This window comes from Neisseria sp. Marseille-Q1983 (genome assembly GCF_018224585.1).
GTDB lineage: Bacteria > Pseudomonadota > Gammaproteobacteria > Burkholderiales > Neisseriaceae > Neisseria > Neisseria polysaccharea.
Genome location: NZ_JAGTUI010000002.1, coordinates 47,991 through 68,775, shown reverse-complemented (window position 1 = coordinate 68,775; position 20,785 = coordinate 47,991). Strand labels below are relative to the sequence as shown.

General features: G+C 48.8%; 15 protein-coding genes and 1 pseudogene. 3 read left to right on the top strand and 13 right to left on the bottom strand.

The window, feature by feature from the left end; translation table 11 throughout:
* Positions 1–54: 54 nt before the first annotated feature.
* Together azu and KEM39_RS00900 are read right to left on the bottom strand one after the other, a co-directional pair.
* A complete protein-coding gene (azu, locus tag KEM39_RS00905; protein ID WP_002220564.1) occupies positions 55–606 on the bottom strand; it encodes an azurin in 552 nt (183 codons plus the stop codon).
* A 280-nt stretch (positions 607–886) separates the two neighbouring features.
* Positions 887–1,309 (bottom strand): DciA family protein, encoded by a 423-nt coding sequence (locus KEM39_RS00900; RefSeq protein WP_211709467.1) that lies wholly within the window; start codon positions 1,307–1,309, stop codon positions 887–889.
* Positions 1,310–1,440: 131 nt separating this feature from the next.
* On the opposite strand from KEM39_RS00900, the gene secA reads away from it, so the two are divergent.
* The 3 genes from secA (at position 1,441) to rpoD (ending at position 8,222) form a co-directional block, all read left to right on the top strand.
* Positions 1,441–4,191: a preprotein translocase subunit SecA gene (gene secA / locus KEM39_RS00895; RefSeq protein ID WP_118997283.1), complete on the top strand. Its 2,751-nt coding sequence runs from the start codon at positions 1,441–1,443 to the stop codon at positions 4,189–4,191.
* A 143-nt stretch (positions 4,192–4,334) separates the two neighbouring features.
* A complete protein-coding gene (gene dnaG, locus KEM39_RS00890) occupies positions 4,335–6,107 on the top strand; it encodes a DNA primase (RefSeq protein WP_118997284.1) in 1,773 nt (590 codons plus the stop codon).
* 186 nt (positions 6,108–6,293) lie between these two features.
* Complete coding sequence (rpoD, locus tag KEM39_RS00885; RefSeq protein ID WP_211709466.1) at positions 6,294–8,222, top strand: RNA polymerase sigma factor RpoD; 1,929 nt, start codon at positions 6,294–6,296, stop codon at positions 8,220–8,222.
* Positions 8,223–8,261: 39 nt separating this feature from the next.
* Here the strand turns inward: rpoD and cas4 (KEM39_RS00880) are convergent, their stop codons facing one another.
* The 11 genes and pseudogenes from cas4 (KEM39_RS00880) to KEM39_RS00830 form a co-directional block, all read right to left on the bottom strand.
* On the bottom strand, positions 8,262–8,804 hold the full coding sequence (cas4, locus tag KEM39_RS00880; RefSeq protein ID WP_211709465.1) for a CRISPR-associated protein Cas4: 543 nt from the start codon (positions 8,802–8,804) through the stop codon (positions 8,262–8,264).
* A pseudogene (cas1, locus tag KEM39_RS00875) lies at positions 8,720–9,076 on the bottom strand (CRISPR-associated endonuclease Cas1); the annotation flags it as partial. The pseudogene cas1 and the gene cas4 (KEM39_RS00880), both read right to left, overlap by 85 nt.
* A gap of 107 nt (positions 9,077–9,183) precedes the next feature.
* Entirely contained in the window at positions 9,184–10,401 is a 1,218-nt protein-coding gene (locus KEM39_RS00870) for an HNH endonuclease (RefSeq protein WP_025457770.1), read from the bottom strand.
* A gap of 22 nt (positions 10,402–10,423) precedes the next feature.
* A complete protein-coding gene (gene cas4, locus KEM39_RS00865) occupies positions 10,424–11,074 on the bottom strand; it encodes a CRISPR-associated protein Cas4 (protein ID WP_118997287.1) in 651 nt (216 codons plus the stop codon).
* Positions 11,075–11,090: 16 nt separating this feature from the next.
* Complete coding sequence (gene cas7c, locus KEM39_RS00860; protein WP_003777774.1) at positions 11,091–11,957, bottom strand: type I-C CRISPR-associated protein Cas7/Csd2; 867 nt, start codon at positions 11,955–11,957, stop codon at positions 11,091–11,093.
* Positions 11,958–11,968: 11 nt separating this feature from the next.
* Positions 11,969–13,756 (bottom strand): type I-C CRISPR-associated protein Cas8c/Csd1, encoded by a 1,788-nt coding sequence (gene cas8c / locus KEM39_RS00855; protein WP_118997288.1) that lies wholly within the window; start codon positions 13,754–13,756, stop codon positions 11,969–11,971.
* Positions 13,753–14,427: a type I-C CRISPR-associated protein Cas5c gene (cas5c, locus tag KEM39_RS00850; protein ID WP_118997289.1), complete on the bottom strand. Its 675-nt coding sequence runs from the start codon at positions 14,425–14,427 to the stop codon at positions 13,753–13,755. The genes cas8c and cas5c overlap by 4 nt, the downstream gene beginning before the upstream one ends.
* A gap of 66 nt (positions 14,428–14,493) precedes the next feature.
* The gene (locus KEM39_RS00845) at positions 14,494–15,576 is read right to left on the bottom strand and encodes an ATP-binding protein (protein ID WP_118997290.1); all 1,083 of its coding nucleotides are present in this window, start codon (positions 15,574–15,576) and stop codon (positions 14,494–14,496) included.
* Positions 15,569–16,393: a hypothetical protein gene (locus KEM39_RS00840; RefSeq protein ID WP_003680673.1), complete on the bottom strand. Its 825-nt coding sequence runs from the start codon at positions 16,391–16,393 to the stop codon at positions 15,569–15,571. Before KEM39_RS00840 ends, KEM39_RS00845 begins: the two co-directional genes overlap by 8 nt.
* A gap of 69 nt (positions 16,394–16,462) precedes the next feature.
* Positions 16,463–18,751 (bottom strand): CRISPR-associated helicase Cas3', encoded by a 2,289-nt coding sequence (gene cas3, locus KEM39_RS00835; RefSeq protein WP_118997291.1) that lies wholly within the window; start codon positions 18,749–18,751, stop codon positions 16,463–16,465.
* A gap of 303 nt (positions 18,752–19,054) precedes the next feature.
* On the bottom strand, positions 19,055–20,689 hold the full coding sequence (locus KEM39_RS00830; protein WP_118997292.1) for a CTP synthase: 1,635 nt from the start codon (positions 20,687–20,689) through the stop codon (positions 19,055–19,057).
* Between the last annotated feature and the right edge of the window lie 96 nt (positions 20,690–20,785).

Below are 20,785 nucleotides of genomic sequence, written 5' to 3'. Positions count from 1 at the left end.
TAATAAAACAGCCTGCACAAAGCAGGCTGTTTGTCTTTTGAGACTTTAAGCGGATTAATCGACCAAAGTCACTTTACCGTTCATCAAAGCACCGTGACCCGGGAAGGTACAAGCGAATTTGTATTCGCCGTCAGCCAATTTGGCAGGATCTAGAGTCAGGGAAGACTCTTCGCCGCCGCCGATCAGTTTGGTGTGGGCAACAACGCGCGCATCGTCAGGTTTGACATAGTCGGTATCGGCAGCACCTACGCCGTCTTTAAATACGCCGTCCATGTCTTCAGCTTTGGCAATCACAAGGTTGTGACCCATGCTGGCTTTGGGTTGCGTACCGGTATGTTTCAGAGTGATGGTGAACTCTTTGCATGCTTTGCTGACTTGGATGTCTTTGGTGTTGAACTGCATATTGTCGTTGGATTCGACAGTTGCCGCACAGTTGCCGGCAGCAGGGGCTTCGGCAGCATCTGCAGGAGCAGCTTCGGCGGCAGGTGCTTCGGAAGCGGGTGCTTCAGCAGCAGGAGTTGCCTCGGCAGCAGGCGCGGCAGGTTCTTGAGAGCAGGCAGCCAAACCGATAACGGCAGCAGAAATCAGAGCCAGATAAGCTTTCATGGTAAATCTCCAATCGATAAAATAATATTCGGTTTTACGGAAATCAAAGTGCAACCGCCATTAACAAAACCTTGAAAAAGATTCCGCCGCGTTGCACAAACAGATGTTTCGGGGCGGCATTTTGCTACAAATTTCATTTAAAATCAAAGCCTGTTTGCAAGTTTACAATCGTTTACCCAAAAAAGGGCAATTTTACCCCGAACCTATTTCTTTAGTATTAGACTCATTATCCTTTACTTCTTAATATTAACGGATGTTTACACAAATTCCCGTATGTTTTTTATGCGCCATGCCTTCTGACCAAGTTTGCCAATGCCTCCGCCAATTCGGGATGCCGTTTTTCCAACTTTGCCGCCGCCGAATCGAAACTCTCCAGCGCAGCCTTACTCAAATGCAGGGTATTGGTTTTCGGCGGTTTTTCCGGTTTCGGGACCAGCCTGACCGAAACAGAGCGTATCGAAGCATCAAGCCCTGCCAGCTGCGGCAATACCGACGGTGCAATCATTTTCAAACGCGATGCCGCCATATTGTTTGCCGCCAAAAGAATCAGCCTGCCGTCTTCGATACATGCCGTCTGAAAGTGGGGATGCAGGTTGGCGGGCAGCAGCCCCTTTACCGCCGCATCCAACCGCCGCCACTGTCCCGCCTGTTTCAAAAGTCCGGAAAGCAGCGCGTCCCGCCTGCCCAACTGTTCCAAATTCATAAAACATACACCCAAAAAGATTGAAATACCGCAAACGCGCCTTTATTTCAGACGGCATTAGCACTTTGCACAAACGCTTGTGTTAAAATCGCGTTTTCGCCCCACTATTATATCAGGCGCAGGAATTATTCATGCTGACAAACATTGCCAAGAAAATCTTCGGCAGCCGCAACGACCGCTTGCTGAAACAATACCGTAAATCCGTTGCCAGAATCAACGCGCTCGAAGAACAGATGCAAGCCCTAAGCGATGCTGATCTGCAAGCCAAAACTGCCGAATTCAAACAACGCCTCGCCGACGGTCAGACTTTGGACGGCATTTTGCCCGAAGCCTTCGCCGTCTGCCGCGAAGCGTCTCGCCGCGTACTCGGTATGCGCCACTTCGACGTACAGCTTATCGGCGGTATGGTGCTGCACGACGGCAAAATCGCCGAAATGCGTACCGGCGAAGGCAAAACCCTGGTCGCCACCCTCGCCGTCTATCTCAACGCGCTGGCCGGCAAAGGCGTGCACGTCGTTACCGTCAACGACTACCTCGCCTCGCGCGACGCAGGCATTATGGAGCCGCTCTACAATTTCCTCGGCCTGACCGTCGGCGTGATTATTTCAGATATGCAGCCGTTCGACCGTCAAAACGCCTACGCTGCCGACATCACCTACGGTACGAACAACGAATTCGGCTTCGATTACCTGCGCGACAATATGGTAACCGACCAATACGACAAAGTGCAGCGCGAATTGAATTTTGCCGTTGTCGATGAAGTGGATTCCATCTTGATTGACGAAGCGCGCACTCCGCTGATTATCTCCGGTCAGGCAGACGACAACATCCAGTTGTACCAAATCATGAACACCGTCCCGCCCCACCTCGTCCGCCAAGAAACCGAAGAAGGCGAAGGCGACTACTGGGTAGATGAAAAGGCGCACCAGGTCATCCTGAGCGAAGCCGGCCACGAACACGCCGAGCAAATCCTGACCAAAATGGGATTGCTGGCAGAAAACGACTCGCTCTATTCCGCCGCCAACATCGCCCTGATGCACCACCTTATGGCGGCATTGCGCGCGCATTCCCTCTTCCACAAAGACCAACATTACGTCATCCAAGACGGCGAAATCGTCATCGTGGACGAATTTACAGGTCGTCTGATGTCCGGCCGCCGCTGGTCGGAGGGTCTGCATCAAGCCGTCGAAGCCAAAGAAGGCGTGGAAATCAAACGCGAAAACCAAACCCTCGCCTCCATCACCTTCCAAAACTATTTCCGCCTGTACACCAAGCTCTCCGGCATGACCGGCACAGCCGATACCGAAGCCTTCGAGTTCCAAAGCATCTACAACCTCGAAACCGTCATCATCCCGACCAACCGCCCCGTACAGCGCAAAGACTTCAACGACCAGATTTTCCGTTCCGCCGAAGAAAAATTCGAAGCCGTCGTCAAAGACATCGAGGAATGCCACAAACGCGGGCAGCCCGTTCTCGTCGGTACGACCAGCATCGAAAACTCCGAACTGGTCTCCCACCTTCTGCAAAAAGCCGGACTGCCGCACAACGTCCTCAACGCCAAAGAACACGAACGCGAGGCGCTGATTGTCGCCCAAGCCGGCAAAGTCGGCGCGATTACCGTTGCCACCAATATGGCGGGACGCGGTACGGACATCGTATTGGGCGGTAACCTGAAGCACCAAATCGAAGCCATCCGTGCCGACGAAACCTTGAGCGACGAAGAGAAACAGGCACAAATCGCCGCACTCGAAAACGGCTGGCAGGCAGAACACGACAAAGTGATGGAAGCAGGCGGTTTGCACATCATCGGCACAGAACGCCACGAAAGCCGCCGTATCGACAACCAGTTGCGCGGACGCTCCGGCCGTCAGGGCGACCCCGGCTCTAGCCGCTTCTACCTCTCGTTTGAAGACCCGCTGCTGCGCTTATTCGCGCTCGACCGTGCCGCCGCCATCCTCAACCGCCTTGCACCCGAACGCGGCGTCGCCATCGAACACAACCTGCTGACGCGCCAAATCGAAGGCGCGCAACGCAAAGTCGAAGGCAGAAACTTCGATATGCGCAAACAGGTTTTGGAATACGACGACGTTGCCAACGAACAGCGCAAAGTCATTTACAGCCAGCGCAACGAAATTCTGACCAGCAAAGACATCAGCGACCTGATGCAGGAAATCCGTTCTGATGTCGTCAGCAACCTCGTGGATACCTATATGCCGCCCGACAGCATGGAAGAACAATGGGACATCCCGACTTTAGAGAACCGCCTGGCTGCCGAATTCAGGCTTCAGGAAGACATCCAATCCTGGCTGAAGGCGGACAATGCGATTGACGGTCAAGACATCAAAGAACGCCTGATCGAACGCATCGAAAACGAATATGCCGCCAAAACCGAACTGGTCGGCAAGCAGGCAATGGCCGATTTCGAGCGCAACGTGATGTTGCAGGTCATCGACAACCAATGGCGCGAACATCTTGCCGCCATGGACTACCTGCGACAAGGCATACACCTGCGCAGCTATGCTCAAAAAAATCCGAAGCAGGAATATAAACGTGAAGCCTTTACCATGTTCCAAGACCTGTGGAACGGCATCAAATTCCATATCACCTCCCTGCTTACCTCGGTTCAAATCGAACAAAACCCTGTCGCGGCTGTTGAAGAGCAACCTGTCGGCAACATCCAGTCCATCCATTCCGAATCGCCCGATATGGAAGAACTTTTGGGTCAATCGCAAACCGATCTGGTTACCGAAGCCTTTAATCCCGATGGGACGGATTTCAGCCCCGAAGCCTTGGAAGCGCGGGGGCAAATCGTCCACCGCAACGACCCCTGCCCCTGCGGCAGCGGTTTGAAATACAAACAATGCCACGGCAAATTGGCTTAAGCGTTTGAACGCAAATGCCGTCTGAACATCCGGTTTCCAGCTTCAGACGGCATTTTGCCTGAATCGCCGTATCTGACCGACAATCCGAAAACTCCCGATTTGATACCATCCGAACTAAAAACAGGCATCCGCCCCGCCGAACTATGATTCCATCCGACTTCATTGACGAACTTCTAGCCAAAACCGATATTGTCGACATCATCGACGAACAGGTCCCGCTAAAAAAAGGCGGGGCGAACTATATGGCGTGTTGCCCGTTCCACAAGGAAAAAACACCGTCGTTTTCGGTCAGTCCGACCAAGCAGTTTTACCATTGTTTCAGTTGCGGGGCGCATGGTTCGGCGATTGGTTTTGTGATGGAACATCAGGGGCTGTCGTTTCCGGAGGCGGTACAGTTTCTTGCCGACCGCGTGGGCATGGTTGTGCCTAAAGTGCGTGGGCAGAACGATAATCCCGAAGTCCGTGCCGAGCGCAAGAAAAAACAGCAGACGCTGGAAGAAACGACGGCGGCGGCAGCGGATTTTTACGCGCAACAGCTAAAATTCAATCCGGCGGCGAAGGCTTATTTGGACAGGCGCGGCTTGAGCGCGGAAGTCATCGCGCATTATGGTTTGGGCTACGCGCCCGACGGCTGGCAGCCTTTGGCGCAAGTGTTCCAACCGTACCCGAATACCGCGTTGGTGGATACGGGTATGGTGATTGACAATGAGGGACGGCATTACGACCGCTTCCGCCATCGGATTATGTTCCCCATCCGCAATCCGCGCGGGCAGGTTATCGGTTTCGGCGGCAGGGTGCTGGACGACTCGAAGCCGAAATATTTAAATTCTCCCGATACGCCTTTGTTCGATAAGGGGAAAAACCTTTACGGACTGTATGAGGGGCGTGCCGCTGTCAAGGAAGCGGGGCGGATTCTGGTGGTCGAAGGCTATATGGACGTGGTCGCGCTGGCACAGTTCGGCGTGGGCTACGGTGTGGCGGCCTTGGGCACGGCAACAACAGCTGAACACGTCAAAATCCTAATGCGTCAGGCAGACAGTATTTATTTCTGTTTCGACGGCGACAGCGCGGGGCGAAAAGCGGCTTGGCGCGCGCTGGAAAATGCGTTGCCGCAGTTGAAAGACGACAAATCGCTGCATTTTTTGTTCCTGCCCGAGGAACACGACCCCGACAGTTACATCCGTGCCTACGGCAAAGCGCAATTTGAAGATGCGCTGTTGAATCAAAGCAAGCCTTTGTCGGAGTATTTCTGGGAACATCTTTCAGACGGCATTAATCTCAATACACAGGAAGGCAAGGCGGAATTGGTGAAAACCAGTTCGCCACTTTTAGCGCAGATTACCGCTCCGGCATTGGCTTATTTGTTAAAACAACGGCTTAGCGAGCTGGTCGGCATCGACCCCGACAATCTCGCCCGACTGCTGGGACAGGAAGCGCCGAAGCGGCACGTCAAACAAAAAAACTACAAACTGCCTCCGATTTCCGTCAAACAGCCCGTCATGCTGACGCTGGTACAGCGGCAAATCCGCAGCCTCTTGATAAATCCGGATTGGGCTGCATATATAGACCTGCCCGATTATCTGGCGTTGGACGGTGATTTCGCCTGCCTTGCCAATCTTGCCGAATCGATTAAAAACCATGCCGCCGTACCCGAAACCGCTCAGGTTTTAGAGTATATGCGCGGCTCGCCTTACGAAGAAACGATAACCCGAATCTTCCATTCAACGCACCAATCGGAAGAAATGAACAGCAGCAGTGAAGAAGATTGCGAGAATTTCCAAATCGGCATGAAAAAACTGCTCAATGAGTTAAAATACAGCCAAATCGAAGCATTGAAACAAAAAAGCCTGCAATCCGGCTTAAATGAAAGCGAGAAAAAACTTTTGCTGTCGCTGCTGACCGCAAAACAAAATTGACCGGCAGATTCCGCCATCCGTAAACCGTTATGCCGTCTGAAAAGCATTTACCCCGGCTGCAACAACGACACCTGCAGAACACCCATCCCAACAAGCCTTCAGACGGCATCAGAGTACCCTACTCTGCCACGCCTTCAGGTGCGTCCAAACGCAAACCGTCGGCATCTTGCCAACAGAAAGCAAACAATGTCCAAAAACCAAAATCACGAAGAATACCAAGACGATACCCGCCCCCTGACGATTGAGGAACAACGCGCGCGCCTGCGCCAACTCATCATTATGGGCAAAGAACGCGGCTACATCACCTACTCCGAAATCAACGACGCACTGCCCGACGATATGTCCGATGCCGATCAAATCGACAACATCGTCAGTATGATTTCCGGTTTGGGCATCCAAGTTACCGAACACGCCCCCGATGCGGAAGACATATTGTTAAGCGACAATGCCGCCGTTACCGACGATGATGCCGTCGAAGAAGCCGAGGCCGCCCTTTCCAGCGCCGACTCCGAGTTCGGCAGAACCACCGACCCCGTCCGCATGTATATGCGCGAAATGGGACAGGTCGACCTGCTGACCCGCGAAGACGAAATCATCATCGCCAAAAAAATCGAAAACGCCCTAAAAAATATGGTTCAGGCCATCTCCGCCTGCCCGGGATCCATTGCGGAAATCTTAGAACTCATCGAAAAAATCCGCAAAGACGAAATCCGCGTCGACGAAGTCGTAGAAGCCATTATCGACCCGAATGAAGTATTGCTCAACGAATTGGGCTTGGGGCACTTGGAAACCACAGCACCCGAGAAACCTTCCAACGACAATTCGGATGAAAACGAAGATGACGAAGAGTCGGAAGAAGATGCGGATGAAATCTCGGCAGCCAATCTCGCCGAATTGAAACAAAAAGTCATCGGTCACTTTGCCCAAATCGAAAAAGACTACAAAAAAATGATCGGCCGTTTGGAAAAACACCACAGCCGGCACAAAGACTATCTCGCCTACCGCGATGCCATCGCCAACAAACTTTTGGAAGTCCGCTTCGCCACCCGCCAAATCGACAGCCTCAGCAGCAGCCTGCGCGGAAAAGTAGAAAACATCCGCAAACTCGAACGCGAAATCCGCGATATCTGCCTTGACCGCGTCCATATGGAACGCGACTACTTCATCCAAAACTTCCTGCCCGAAATCACCAATCTGCAATGGATTGAAGAAGAAATCGCCAAAGGCAGGGTCTGGAGCGACGCACTCGACCGCTTCCGCCACGCCATCCTCGAAAAACAAACCGAGTTGGCAGATATGGAAAAAGAAACCCGCATTTCCATCGAAGAGTTGAAAGAAATCAACAAAAATATGGTGTCAAGCGAAAAAGAAACCGCAGCCGCCAAACAGGAAATGATTCAGGCAAACTTGCGCCTCGTCATTTCCATTGCCAAAAAATACACTAACCGGGGCTTGCAGTTCCTTGATTTGATTCAAGAAGGCAACATCGGCCTGATGAAGGCGGTCGACAAGTTCGAATACCGCCGGGGCTATAAGTTCTCCACCTACGCAACCTGGTGGATCCGTCAGGCAATCACCCGCTCGATTGCCGATCAGGCGCGTACCATCCGCATTCCGGTTCATATGATTGAAACCATCAACAAGATGAACCGCATCTCGCGCCAGCACCTTCAAGAAACCGGTGAAGAACCCGATTCCGCCAAACTTGCCGAACTGATGCAGATGCCCGAAGACAAAATCCGCAAAATCATGAAAATCGCCAAAGAGCCGATTTCGATGGAAACCCCCATCGGCGACGACGACGATTCGCACTTGGGCGACTTCATCGAAGATGCCAACAATGTTGCGCCGGCCGATGCGGCAATGTACACCAGCCTGCACGAAGTAACCAAAGAAATACTCGAAAGCCTGACACCTCGTGAGGCAAAAGTCTTACGTATGCGTTTCGGCATCGATATGAACACCGACCACACGCTGGAAGAAGTAGGCAGACAGTTTGACGTAACGCGCGAACGCATCCGACAAATCGAGGCAAAAGCACTCCGCAAGCTGCGGCATCCGACAAGAAGCGACCGTTTGAGAAGTTTCTTGGACAGCGAAGACAGCAAGCTGTAAACCAAAAAACCGCAGGTTTCAAATACCTGCGGTTTTTTCTTACACAATAAACAACGCTTCCACATATCCCACACTCCCATCCCGTTTCGCCAACAACTCCGGCTGACAGATTTCCACCAGAGAGCAGGATTTGCAGCGTTTGCCGTAGTCGGGCGGCGGGGTTTGTCCGCTGTTTAAAAGTTCACGGACGGCGGCTATAGTTGCGAGGGTTTGGGCGCGCAGGCCGTCTGAAAACACGACAGGGACACGGCGGCGGGTTTGCATATACCACAGTGCGCCCTCAGAGACGGTTTGCCCCGTCATTTCTTCCAAACACAAGCCTTGGGCGCAAAGCTGGATTTCGTCCATTGGGTCGGGTTTGGGCTTGCCGCGTTTGTATTCCACAGGTTTCAGGCGACCAGTTTTCGTGTCCACTTCCACCAAATCCAACACGCCGATGATGCCCGGTTTTTCCGCCGAAACGTGTACCGTCCGCTCAAAGCGCACGCCCTTGCGCGTTTCCGGCTCGCCCGAATCTTTGCCGCAATGATATTGCGCGCAATCGGCATGGGACTTTGCTCCGACACCCGATACTGCGCCCATCGCAACAGCACATTGCCGCTCTGCCGCCCCTGAAGCCGCCCCAAGAAACGCCCATTTTCGGTAAAAAACGCCAAATTCACATTATTCTCGCCGCAAAACCCCAACAAAAACGGCGACACCAACACATTGCCAAAACAGAAAATATGCCCGATGGAATGCACCGGCAGCTGCGCCACCTTCTTACGCTCCTGCTCCACCACCAGCGTCTCCCGCTCCTTATGCAGATAACTGCCTTGGGTGTTGATGTAGAGTGTGTTTTGCAGTTTGCGCATGGGGAGCTCCTTGGGGATTGACCGCAATTTTGGGGGCGATGGTTAGGCTACCTGAAAATCATTGACAGGTTGAGTTAGGCGGAACGCTATAACCTAATTTAATGATTTTACATATATTTCAATAAGTTGATTATTTCTAATTTTTGTTCTTCGGGCATAGTTGGAAATGTTCTTTCAAAATAATTATTTAAAAATAAATTGTTAGCATCATATTCTATATATTTATCGCTATTTGGCTCTAAAATAAGCACTATACCCTCTGGAACTTTACAAAAATCAGAGTTGATGTTTAAAACCCTTTTTTCTTCTTTATGCAATTCTTGCTGCTTACATATTTTGAAACCATATACATTCTTTCTTATCCCTAGCAGACCCAAAATATCATCCCCTATTTGAAATATAGAGATAGTAATAGCATTTTCTTTCGATAAATAAATGTCACTACCCTTTATGTGAAAGGGATGTTTAAATCTATTTATAATTTCTTTAGATAGCACTTCTCTGGACGAATATGTTTTCAATATATCAACTAACTGTTCTCCAACAGGTGATTTAGTAAATTCATTTCCCAAATACCCACACAAAATACCTAAAAATAATTTAGACAAAAATCTAATATCATCATTTAAATTAAATAACATACTTGATTTAAATTTTTTACCATCAGGTCTTAATCTATCTTTAATTTTTAACTCTTTCTCAGCAAACTCCCAATAGAATTTCAAACCATCAACATAAAATTCCTCTTTAATTCTACTACGAAATAAATTTAGTTCATCTTCAGTCATATTTTGATTATTAGAAAAATCTAAACATAATAAAATATCTAATTTCTTGTATTTTTTAAACTTATTCCTAACTCTGTGCAATAGCTGTTTTAGTTCAATTTCACTAATATCCCCTTTAGTTATAAATAAGAATAATTGAGAATTTTTGCTTTTACTTAACGGAGGATGCCCTCCTACCAGACCAAGAAATTCTGGTGTATTTTCTTTAATCCAAAACGCAACAGCCTTATCATTACTCATCATTTCTACATAGCTATTTTCAGATATTAAATTAAGAATTTCATCATTGTTCTCAAACTCTATAGATGTAAATTTTCCAAAGAAAACATCATTATTAAAATCGGTCAATTCTATTGAATTCATGAAAGAACGAGCAAATCTTGCATCAACGTGGGTACCTAATTGGCTATTACACGACTTACATAAATTTAACTTTTTAAACTTATCATCACTTTTCTTCCCACCTAAAAACTGAGGAATAGAATGTTCTAAGGACATTTCAACATCAGTCTGTCCGCACAAAAAACAATTTTTCATTTATTCTCCAAATAATTAAATTTCACTCCCCAAACAACCCCTCCACATACCCCACACTCCGATCCCGTTTCCCCAGCAACTCCGGCTGGCAAATCTCCACCAGCGAGCAGGCTTTGCAGCGTTTGCCGTAGTCGGGCGACGGGGTTTGTCCGCTGTTTAAAAGTTCACGGACGGCGGCTATAGTTGCGAGGGTTTGGGCGCGCAGGTCGTCTGAAAACATGATGGGGACACGGTGGCGGGTTTGCATATACCACAGTGCGCCCTCAGAGACGGTTTGCCCGGTCATTTCTTCCAAGCACAAGCCTTGGGCGCAAAGCTGGATTTCGTCCATTGGGTCGGGTTTGGGCTTGCCGCGTTTGTATTCCACAGGTTTCAGGCGACCAGTTTTCGTGTCCACTTCCACCAAATCCAACACACCGATGATGCCCGGTTTTTCCGCCGAAACGTGTACCGTCCGCTCAAAGCGCACGCCTTTGCGCGTTTCCGGTTCGCCCGAATCCACCCGCTCATGCAGCGCCTTGCCTTGCGCGGTCAGATAGTTCTCCGCCCACGCCTGCTCGTTATGAATCAAGGCGCATTGGCGCGGACAGAAGGCGTAGTGTTGCAGGGCGGAAAGGGGAATCAGGCGCGTGTCCTGACTTCTCCCTTGGCTTTCGGTTAAAAGTGCGGTCATTTTTTCAAACGTTTTTTTACAGCAACTCTTCCACACTCACGCCATTGAGGCCGTCTGAAACTACGCTGATGTTGTAATCACCAAAACCGCTTGCAGGCGTACCTGATTCGCCGTTTACGCGTTCGACTTTCACGGCATCAAACAATTTATGTGCAGGCTGGCTGCCGAGCGCACTGTCGTGTTTGAAAACGATCAGTTTGCGTGCCGCCATTTCGCCACGGGCGGCGGAGCGGTCGTGCTCAAACATCAGCGTCAGGGCTTGCCAGAGTTTGGCTAAGTCGTCGTCTGAAAAGCCGGTTTTGGCGGCAAGGTTGGCGGAGATAAAACCGTGCACGCGGTAGAGCGCATAAGGGACAATGTATTTACGCCCCATGGTGCGTTCTTTTTCCAAGTCTTTTTCGTTGGTGACTGCCATGCGGGTGATAGAAACTTCCAGCGGCACAATCGGGTCGATGGATTGGGCGAACGCCAGTTGCACCGGGCCGCGCACTTGTCCGCTGTTGACTTCGGTGGTCATCACAGCGCCGAAGGTGCGGATATCGAAGAAGTTTTTACACATCCAAGCGGTAATGTCGCGGGCTTTGGCTTCATCTTTTGGCAATTTTTTGGCTTCAGATTCAATGCCAAGTGCTTCATAAGCGCGTTTGTTTTGCAGGTTTAACACGCTTTTTTCTTTGACGTAAATTTCGTAACCGGCTTCGTTTTCGCTGCTGATTTCTACAAAATTACGGATTTTGCGCTTCAGGCAGACATCGGTTACCAAGCCTTTGCTGGATTCGGGGTCAAGACGCGGCATATTGCCCGCATCGGGATCGCCGTTGGGGTTGCCGTTGGTGACGTCAAAAAAGTAAACAAATTCATAGCGGTTTTGAATGGCAGACATTTTCTGGCTCCTTAGTTTTCAATAGTTTCAGCGGTTTCTTTTTTAGCAAAATAGCTTTGTTTTTGGTGGTAATAGCCGATGGCGAAGCGGCCTTGCTCGTCAATGCTCAAATGGCGTGGAAAGGTTTCGGGCAGTTTGGCAATGATTTCGCCCAAATCTTTATCCAAATTCACTGCCATGCCGGCTTTGTCTTTACGCAAGCGCGATAAATGGTGTTTTGCACCCGACAAAAGGCGCGGAAAAACCGAAAACGGCACGGCGGATGCAGAGCCGTAATAGCGATCGGCAATGCCGGCATTTAATTCGCCCAACGCCTGATATTGAATGCGCTCCAACACGGCAAACAGCCGCCCTAAAAGATAGGCGCGATTCGGGCTTTCATTGTTCAAACTCATAGGAACTCCTTCTTCGATAAAACCTTTTCTAAAACGCCGCTGTAATACGGCTTTCATCATTGCCACGCGCAGACCGTTCACGTCGCCGTCGGCGCGGATTCGGGTAATCAGTTGCGACAGTAAACTCAAGGGATACGGCGTGCCGCAAATCACGGCGCGGGTCATTTCGCCTGCCAATACGGGCGAGATGTTTTCGCTTTTGCCCAACACGGCAGTTTGCAATAAGAGTCGCCAAATAGACGGCGGCGTTTTCCATGCGCAAGGCTCAAGGGCTAAATCTTGCCAATGCTGCGCCAAATTTTCCGCCAACTGCCCAAACGTGGTGTCCAGCCAAAACCGAACTGAAATCCGCGCAGCATTGGGAGCAAGCCCTAAGATATAAAAACGGGTATTGGGAGAGAGTTCGGGCGCAATTTCTTGCAGCGGGCGACCTTTACCGATTTGTTCCAATACGTTGAAAATTTTGGCACTTTCTTGTTCGTCATCCGGCGGCGTGAACACTTGCGCGAAGAAGCCTTCGGCAGCCTGCGCCGTCGCGCTATCGTCCGCTTCCGCCCAAAAGACCGTGCTCGCGTCGCCGATGGTCAAGCAGTGATTGTTTTCGCGGCGCAACAGATAGTTCAGCGCGGTGGTGTAGGCAAAGGCGGCTTGTTCAGAAACAGGCGCATTTGCGCCTTGCTCCTTGCCGAACGAGGCAAAGGCTGGATTGCTTTTGTTAAATGACACAATAGAGCCGCCGGAACTTTGCCCACCAAACACGCCTTTAATCGCCGGATGCAACCGTGCAATCGGGGCGTTATCGCCGCTAATCAGGCATAAGCCTTCAAGCGCTTCGTCGCTTTTCAGGCAGCCTGCCCACAAAGTTTGCGCGGCTTCGCGTTTATGGATAAGTGCGGTCGGTTTTTCAAGAGAAAATGCGATATTGGCATCTAGCATTTCGGCAGGCAGATTTTCGGCAGCAAAATGTGCAGGCTGCCAGTTTTGCAGAAAATGACACAAGGCTTGCAAGCCTTCATCGTCGCTGTTTTGCAGTAAATTGAGATGGTATTGCTTAAAGGCGTCAAAGGTTTTTTCAGACGACGTAAACGGTTTTTCTTTGGCTTCGGCTTTGTTTTTATTGGCTTCCACGCCAAGCGCATAAGAAGTTTTATCCCACAGAAAAAATGGCTTGGGTGTAGTACCTGGGCGTTTGAAGGATTGAGGCACGCTCATCAGCTTCGGCTGCGGCTTTTTATCGGCGGTCAGATTCGGCACCACGGTTTTCAGACGGCCTTCTTTATCCAACACCAAAATCCAGCCGATTTTTTCCTCGCTAAAACCATAAGGCGGCACTTTCGGGTTGCCCATGTCATCATTTTCCGCTGCCAAACGGCGGTAATAGCAGGCAAGGGACGCAAGAATCATGCTTTTACCTCCTCGGCATAAAACGGCGGTACATCAATCACGCCGTCTTTCATTTGCGCGCGGAAAAAATGCGGCGTGTTGCCGTGGTCAAAATCAATATCGTGCAGCATCCAGCCCAAATCGCGGCTTGACTCGCTTTCCGATAACGCCGACAGCGGCAGCGGCTCGTCTTCGTCAATCAACGCAAAATCGGCAGGGAATTCACGCACGCCCAAACAAGGCTGCTGAAAGCATTGCCCCTTTTTCGCACGGCGTTTGAACATCTCAATATGCTTGGTAACAGTCTCATCCGCCCCCGCTTTTGCCGTCAGCACCGCATGAGCTTCAATCACATAAGCCACGTCTTTAAGCACCGTCGCCGCGCGCTGCTGGCGGTCGTCTTCAATCAGCGTATATAAATCGGCAACGCTCTTACGCTTCATCGCGCCGCTGACCTTGCCCGCCGAAATCTTGCCGCCCAACTCATTGCGCCGCACCGACTCAAACCGAATCGGCTTCAACACATAAATCCGGTCAATTACCCACCGAATCGCCGGTTTCCAATGCACCGCCGCCAAAATTCCGCGCGCCGCCGACGGCGTGATGACATCATAAGACACCCGCTCCACCTTCATCTCCGGACGGGTAAAACAGGCATAATCGCCCCAAATGTGTAGGCGGATTTGGTTCATTTGGTTCTCCTTTTTGTACACACGCCCCTTCATACAGAAGGGGCGGATTAGCTGACTAATCTTCTTTTACTTTATGTTCATGGTTAATGTGAACGTATTCATAGCAATTAGAATTCCTTCTCTTTCATACTGGAGAGGTTCACTAATAACGCTAATAGTTGAATTATGCTTTTTAGCCACGATACTTGCTACATATAAACCAATCCCTAACCCATCATGATGTAATTTTGATGCATGTTTTCCTCTAAAATTTTTATCGAATATCTTATTTTTTTCACTATCATCAATATGAGGCCCTTCAGAAATAACTTTAATAATTAATTTATCACCTGGAATTTCCTGAAATTTAATTATTATTTTTGCATTGCCAAAAGTATATTTTAGAGCATTATGCAACAAGCTCAGAGGAATTGTAGTAAATGATTGATATGTAGGTATTTTAACGTATGACTCTCCTTCCAATTTAAAAGATTTGTTATTTGCTTTTCCTTCTGAGTTAAATAATATAGCCTGAAATTTATCAAATAATTGATAAATTTGAGTATCACGTTTCGGTCCGTAATCTACATTCCTTGGATTAATAAATATTTCATATGCTTGTAATGCATCATTTAACAATGTAGAACATTTGTATATTGATTTTAGATCTGAAGAAGAATTTCTAAATTTCTCAGCAATTGAATCTCCCTCACTTTTTCTTAAAAGGTTCTCAGCATTAATAGACATCTGTCTAGCCCATTTGCTAGCATCATGAAATGAATTGAGAACTTCTGTCCTAGTGCTAGTTTCAAAAGCTTCACATGATGAAATTAAAGGTTTCAATTGATCATTTATAATTTTCTCAAATTGATTATATTTCATCTTACTAGAAGATTTATATGCATAATGACCCTGTTTTAGTTTAGACAAATCACCTAAATGACCAAATGTGCTAATCTCAAGATCATGTAGTTTAACATGATAAGATGATATTTTATCGTCGCAAACAAACTCTCCTGTCGTATTTTGTTTAACACAAGATTTTTCCATACATTTTAAACAGACAGGATTTCTTAAAACTTCACCATTAATAATTTTTCTATTAACAGCCAAGGGAACTTGTTTTAACTGCAAATTATTTTTTAAATACAACCTTACTATTTCAATCATGATTTATTTGCTCACCAAGAGATTTAATGCCATCCATAAATTCTCTCTTTTGTTTTTCTTGAAAAACACTCTCTAATTTTTTAGATAAAAAATTATAATCACCCTTATTATCCAAATATAAAATAGATTCATTCATAATAGTATCTCTTAGGGGTATATTTTGGACAAGCCCTATAGTATGATCTAATTTTTTAGCAAGCTCTAGTACATTAAATTTCAATTTCATAGCTTGCTCAAGAACCTCTTCCATTTCTATCCCCTCAATAGGCGTTTTAATTTTCACATCAGCCATTTCATAAAAATCAGCAACGCTTAAATCAAATCTTTTAGACGAAGCTGCAATTATCGCTTGACCTAAAGGTTTTTCCTTTCTGAGCCTTTTTAATAGTTCAAATCCTCCTTTATGCTTATCCTCTTTAACAATCCCCGTAATATCTAAAATAATTAAATCAAAATCTAAAATTTCATCTATATTTGAGAGTGATATTTCTCCTCTATGGTTAATTTTATATTTGCAATTTCTAAGATATTCAATTGGATAATTTTGTGGCTCATCATCAAGTATTAATATATTTAGTTCTTTAGTGCTAATATACGACTTATTTTCTAAACCTTGTCTCTGAATAAACTCAAATATAGTGTGATATTGCATGGATAGTTTAGCTTTTCTAAATTTTTTTAATATCCATTTGTTTGGCTTCTTCAGTAAAAGTAAAATTATTCCATATGTTGGAATGCCTATAGTAATTATATTAGCTAGCCATCCCAACGAATTGAACCACTTGAACCAATCAATAATATCTTTTATTATTTCCATTTTAATCCTCTTAGGTATATTAAGTTTTTCATAAAGGTAAGCTCCTTCAAATCTTATAAAGGGGTAACATTATAATACCAAACTCTCCCCCTTCAAAAATTCCATATCCTCCCAACTCAACCCCGCCACTTCATCATACAAATCCAATCCAATCAGAGTATAAAACTGTTTGCCGAAGTTTTTCTCGTTAATCGGTTCGATACGCCCTGCTTTATACAAAGCGGCGAGGGCTTTTTCGGGGATTTGGACGGTGTAGGGTTGCAGTTTGCGTAAGAGTCCACCAATGTGGTCGGCGTGGTGCAGGCTGCTAATGAGGTTTTCAGCCTCAACATCTAACGGAATAATCAGCGGCTGCAAATGGCTTTCGATCATGCGAAACTTATCGGCAATGGTTTGGAATGGGAAATCGAGGCTTTGTCCAGCGTTGCGGTGCATTTGCAGGATTTGTTTGTTATCCAGTTCTTTGCCTTTTAAGTCGTAAAGGTCTTTGAAATAGGCGGCGACGGCTTGGGTGGATAAAAGGTCGTCTGAAAAGCTGTCGGCGGTCAGGCGCATAACGGCAGCTTGGGCGGCAAGTTCAGGCGGGGCTTTCCATTTATCTTCAGGCGCGAATATCCAGACAAAGCTGTTTTCAGACGGCCTTTTGCCTTCGCGGTTGCAGCGTCCGGCAGCTTGCGCAACGCTGTCTAAACCTGCTTCAGCGCGCATCACCAGCGGGAAATCCACATCAACGCCGGCTTCAATTAAGGAGGTGGCGATAACGCGGCAAGGTTCACCCTTTTTCAGACGGCCTCGAATCTCATCGAGCTTTTGGCTGCGGTGTTTGGCGCACATTAAGGTGGTCAGGTGGAACGTACCGTCAAGGTGTTTGGCTTGGTCGTACAGGCTGCGGGCGTGGCGGCGGTTATTGACGATGACGAGCATTTGCGGGTGTTCGGCAAGTTTGGCGAGCAGGTCGGCGTCGGTTTGTGTGCCGATGTGTTGCACGGTGGTGCGGCACAGTTTGTCGAAAAGTGCGGTCGGTTTTGGAGCTATTTCGCGCACGTTTTCAAATCCGCGATAGAAACCGTTTTCGGCTTGCACGGCCGGTTGGGTGGCGGTGCACATGACGACAGAGCAATGATAGTTTTGCGCCAATTCTTTGATGACTTGCATGATAGGCAGCAACAGATTAAGCGGCAGCATTTGCGCTTCGTCGAGAATGATGACGGAGCCTGCGATGTTGTGCAGCTTGCGGCAGCGAGAGGAGCGGTCGGCAAAGAGGGATTCGAAGAATTGCACGGCGGTGGTTACGACAATCGGCGCGTCCCAGTTCTCCGAGGCAAGGCGCAACTTGTCTTTGGTGGCCTCATTTTGCAGTTTGCCGTCGTCGAAGGTGCTGTGGTGTTCCAGCACAGCTTGTTCGCCCAATTCGCCGAAGGCTTTGCGAAATTCGGCGGCATTTTGTTCGATGATGCCGGTGAAGGGGATGACGTAAATCACGCGCCGCATTCCGTGCCGTTTGGCGTGTTCCAGCGCGAACGCCATGGAAGTGAAAGTTTTTCCGCCGCCGGTCGGCACGGTGAACGTGAACAGCCCTTGCGGTTGTGCCGCTTGTTTTACGGCATGATCGAGAATTTCACTGCGCAGACGGTTTAAGGCGGCATTACGTTGTTCGGCTTCGGTTTGCGCTGGAGCTTGGGCGATACGTCGTCTGAAAGCGTTGATGAATTGATTGAAATGCTGTTGCAAGGCGTTTAAATCGGGATAACCGCCGCGTTCGGCAATTTTGTTTTCTAAATTCAAGTAAAAGGCTTCGGTGTCGAGATAATCGGCATCCACCTGGCAGGAATAGAGCATTCGGGTGAAGAAGGCGTAGGAGAAATAAGGATGATGCACGTCGGCTTTGAGCGGCGGCACAGGCAAAGTTTTGGGTAGCTTGATTTCTTGCAGCCATACGCTATCGAGTTCCGGAATATCTTTACCGAATTGCAACGCCAAACGTTGTTTCAAGGTGTTGCGGTTATCACCCTCGCCCGCACCGTTCGCCAAACCGGCATGGTGCCCCGCAATGCAAAACGCCATGAGCTTGCCGATAGCAATGCTGCCCCAACACTCAAAAGCGATTTTTGCCCCGGCAGTAGAATGGTCGACAGGCCTACTCCCACCATTTAATCTAGCCTGAAATTCAAGCGAGTATTTTCCTAAATCGTGTAGTTGCCCGGTGTAATAAGCAATGTCTTGCGCGCCGAAAACTTGGGCAAAATTTGCAGCCGAATTGCCGACATTTTGGGCGTGGGATTGAAGGGTTTGCCAGCGTTCGTAAGGCAAAAGGTTGCAGAATTGGCCTTGGGCGGAATGAGCATAATAAACCTTCATCTGAACTCCTTATTTTTACAATTAAATTTTGATATTCTAAATATATCAACTCAAAACCATCATCCCCATCAAACTAAGCAAAACTGATTTTTAAAGCTATTTCCTGTCAAAACCGGACTTGCACGACTATAAAAACAATAATCTTGAGTTTCGCGCCCCGCTTAACAATATTCAGTTGGTAAATATTAGATAAAACCATAAAAATTAAATTGATGGCTTTTATAAGCTACGATTTGCGAAAATGCCGTCTGAAAGTCTTTGTCAGGCTTTCAGACGGCATTTTGATCATCAAATAACGCTTTATCAGGCTTTTTTATTGTTCAACGCGGCTTTGACAAACGCGGTGAACAAGGGATGCCCTTTGCGCGGGTTGGAAGTGAATTCAGGATGGAACTGGCAGGCGAAGAACCAAGGGTGGTTCGGCAGCTCGATGGTTTCGACCAAGCGTTCGCGTCCGGCAGATACGCCGCCGATGACCAAGCCTGCTTTTTCCAGCGTAGGAACGTAGTTGTTGTTGACTTCGTAGCGGTGGCGGTGGCGTTCGCGGATGTGTTCGCTGCCGTAGATTTTGGCGGCGAGGCTGCCTGCTTTCAATTCGACTTCTTGCGCGCCCAAACGCATCGTGCCGCCCAAATCGGCGGATTCATCGCGGGTTTCGACGCTGCCGTCGGCAGTTTGCCATTCGTCAATCAGGGCAACGACGGGGGCGGCGCATTTGAGGTCAAACTCGGTGGAGTTCGCGCCTTTCAAGCCTGCCACGTCGCGGGCGTATTCGATCAGCGCAATCTGCATACCGAGGCAGATGCCCAAATATGGCACGTTGTTTTCGCGGGCGTAGCGCACGGCGGCGATTTTGCCTTCCACTCCGCGCGAACCGAAACCGCCGGGAACGAGGATGGCATCCATATCTTTGAGCATAGAAACGTCGCCGTTGTTTTTCTCGATGCTTTCGCTGTCGACAAAGGTAATTTGTACGTCGGTTTCGGTGTGAATGCCCGCGTGTTTCAAGGCTTCAATCAATGATTTGTAGGACTCGGTCAAATCAACGTATTTGCCGACCATCGCGATTTTGACGGTGTGTTTCGGGTTTTTGACGGCGTGGACGATTTTTTTCCACGCGGTCAAATCCGCCTGTTGCACGTTAAGCTGCAACTGCTCGGTAATGATGTTGTCGATGCCTTGGTCGTGCAGCATTTCGGGGCATTCGTAGATGCTGTCCACATCGTAGCTGCCGACAATCGCGCGTTCTTCCACGTTGCAGAACAAGGCGATTTTGCGGCGTTCGTCCGCAGGCATTTTCCTGTCCATGCGGCAAATCAGGATGTCGGGTTGCAAACCGATGCTCAACATTTCTTTAACGGTGTGCTGGGTCGGCTTGGTTTTGATTTCGCCTGCGGCGGCGATGTAGGGGACGTAGCTCAAGTGGGCGAACAGGGTGTTGCTGCGTCCCAACTGGCTGCGCATCTGGCGGATGGCTTCCAAAAACGGCAGCGATTCGATGTCGCCGACCGTGCCGCCGATTTCGACAATCGCCACATCGTAACCTGCCGCGCCTTCATGGATGCGGCGTTTGATTTCGTCGGTAATGTGCGGGATGACTTGAACCGTACCGCCGAGATAGTCGCCCCGTCGTTCTTTGGCGATGACGTTTTCGTACACCTGCCCCGTGCTGAAGCTGTTGCGGCGGGTCATCGTGGAATCGATGAAACGTTCGTAGTGTCCCAAGTCGAGGTCGGTTTCCGCGCCGTCGTCGGTTACGAACACTTCGCCGTGTTGGAACGGGCTCATCGTGCCGGGATCGACGTTGATATAAGGATCAAGCTTGAGCATGGTAACGTTCAAGCCGCGCGATTCGAGGATGGCGGCAATAGAAGCGGCGGCGATACCTTTACCCAGTGAGGAGACAACGCCGCCGGTTACAAAAATGAATTTGGTCATGATGGAACACCCATATTGGAATGTGCGATTTTAACTTGAAGCGCGCGGTTCTGGCAAACGGACGGATGCCGTCTGAACGGTGGACGGCTGTTTTCA

Excerpts from the sequence above, each read along its gene's own strand:
- azu (WP_002220564.1), bottom strand. The coding sequence starts at position 606 with ATGAAAGCTTATCTGGCTCTGATTTCTGCTGCCGTTATCGGTTTGGCT.
- KEM39_RS00900 (WP_211709467.1), bottom strand. The coding sequence starts at position 1,309 with ATGAATTTGGAACAGTTGGGCAGGCGGGACGCGCTGCTTTCCGGACTT.
- secA (WP_118997283.1), top strand. The coding sequence starts at position 1,441 with ATGCTGACAAACATTGCCAAGAAAATCTTCGGCAGCCGCAACGACCGC.
- dnaG (WP_118997284.1), top strand. The coding sequence starts at position 4,335 with ATGATTCCATCCGACTTCATTGACGAACTTCTAGCCAAAACCGATATT.
- rpoD (WP_211709466.1), top strand. The coding sequence starts at position 6,294 with ATGTCCAAAAACCAAAATCACGAAGAATACCAAGACGATACCCGCCCC.
- cas4 (WP_211709465.1), bottom strand. The coding sequence starts at position 8,804 with ATGGGCGCAGTATCGGGTGTCGGAGCAAAGTCCCATGCCGATTGCGCG.
- KEM39_RS00870 (WP_025457770.1), bottom strand. The coding sequence starts at position 10,401 with ATGAAAAATTGTTTTTTGTGCGGACAGACTGATGTTGAAATGTCCTTA.
- cas4 (WP_118997287.1), bottom strand. The coding sequence starts at position 11,074 with ATGACCGCACTTTTAACCGAAAGCCAAGGGAGAAGTCAGGACACGCGC.
- cas7c (WP_003777774.1), bottom strand. The coding sequence starts at position 11,957 with ATGTCTGCCATTCAAAACCGCTATGAATTTGTTTACTTTTTTGACGTC.
- cas8c (WP_118997288.1), bottom strand. The coding sequence starts at position 13,756 with ATGATTCTTGCGTCCCTTGCCTGCTATTACCGCCGTTTGGCAGCGGAA.
- cas5c (WP_118997289.1), bottom strand. The coding sequence starts at position 14,427 with ATGAACCAAATCCGCCTACACATTTGGGGCGATTATGCCTGTTTTACC.
- KEM39_RS00845 (WP_118997290.1), bottom strand. The coding sequence starts at position 15,576 with ATGATTGAAATAGTAAGGTTGTATTTAAAAAATAATTTGCAGTTAAAA.
- KEM39_RS00840 (WP_003680673.1), bottom strand. The coding sequence starts at position 16,393 with ATGGAAATAATAAAAGATATTATTGATTGGTTCAAGTGGTTCAATTCG.
- cas3 (WP_118997291.1), bottom strand. The coding sequence starts at position 18,751 with ATGAAGGTTTATTATGCTCATTCCGCCCAAGGCCAATTCTGCAACCTT.
- KEM39_RS00830 (WP_118997292.1), bottom strand. The coding sequence starts at position 20,689 with ATGACCAAATTCATTTTTGTAACCGGCGGCGTTGTCTCCTCACTGGGT.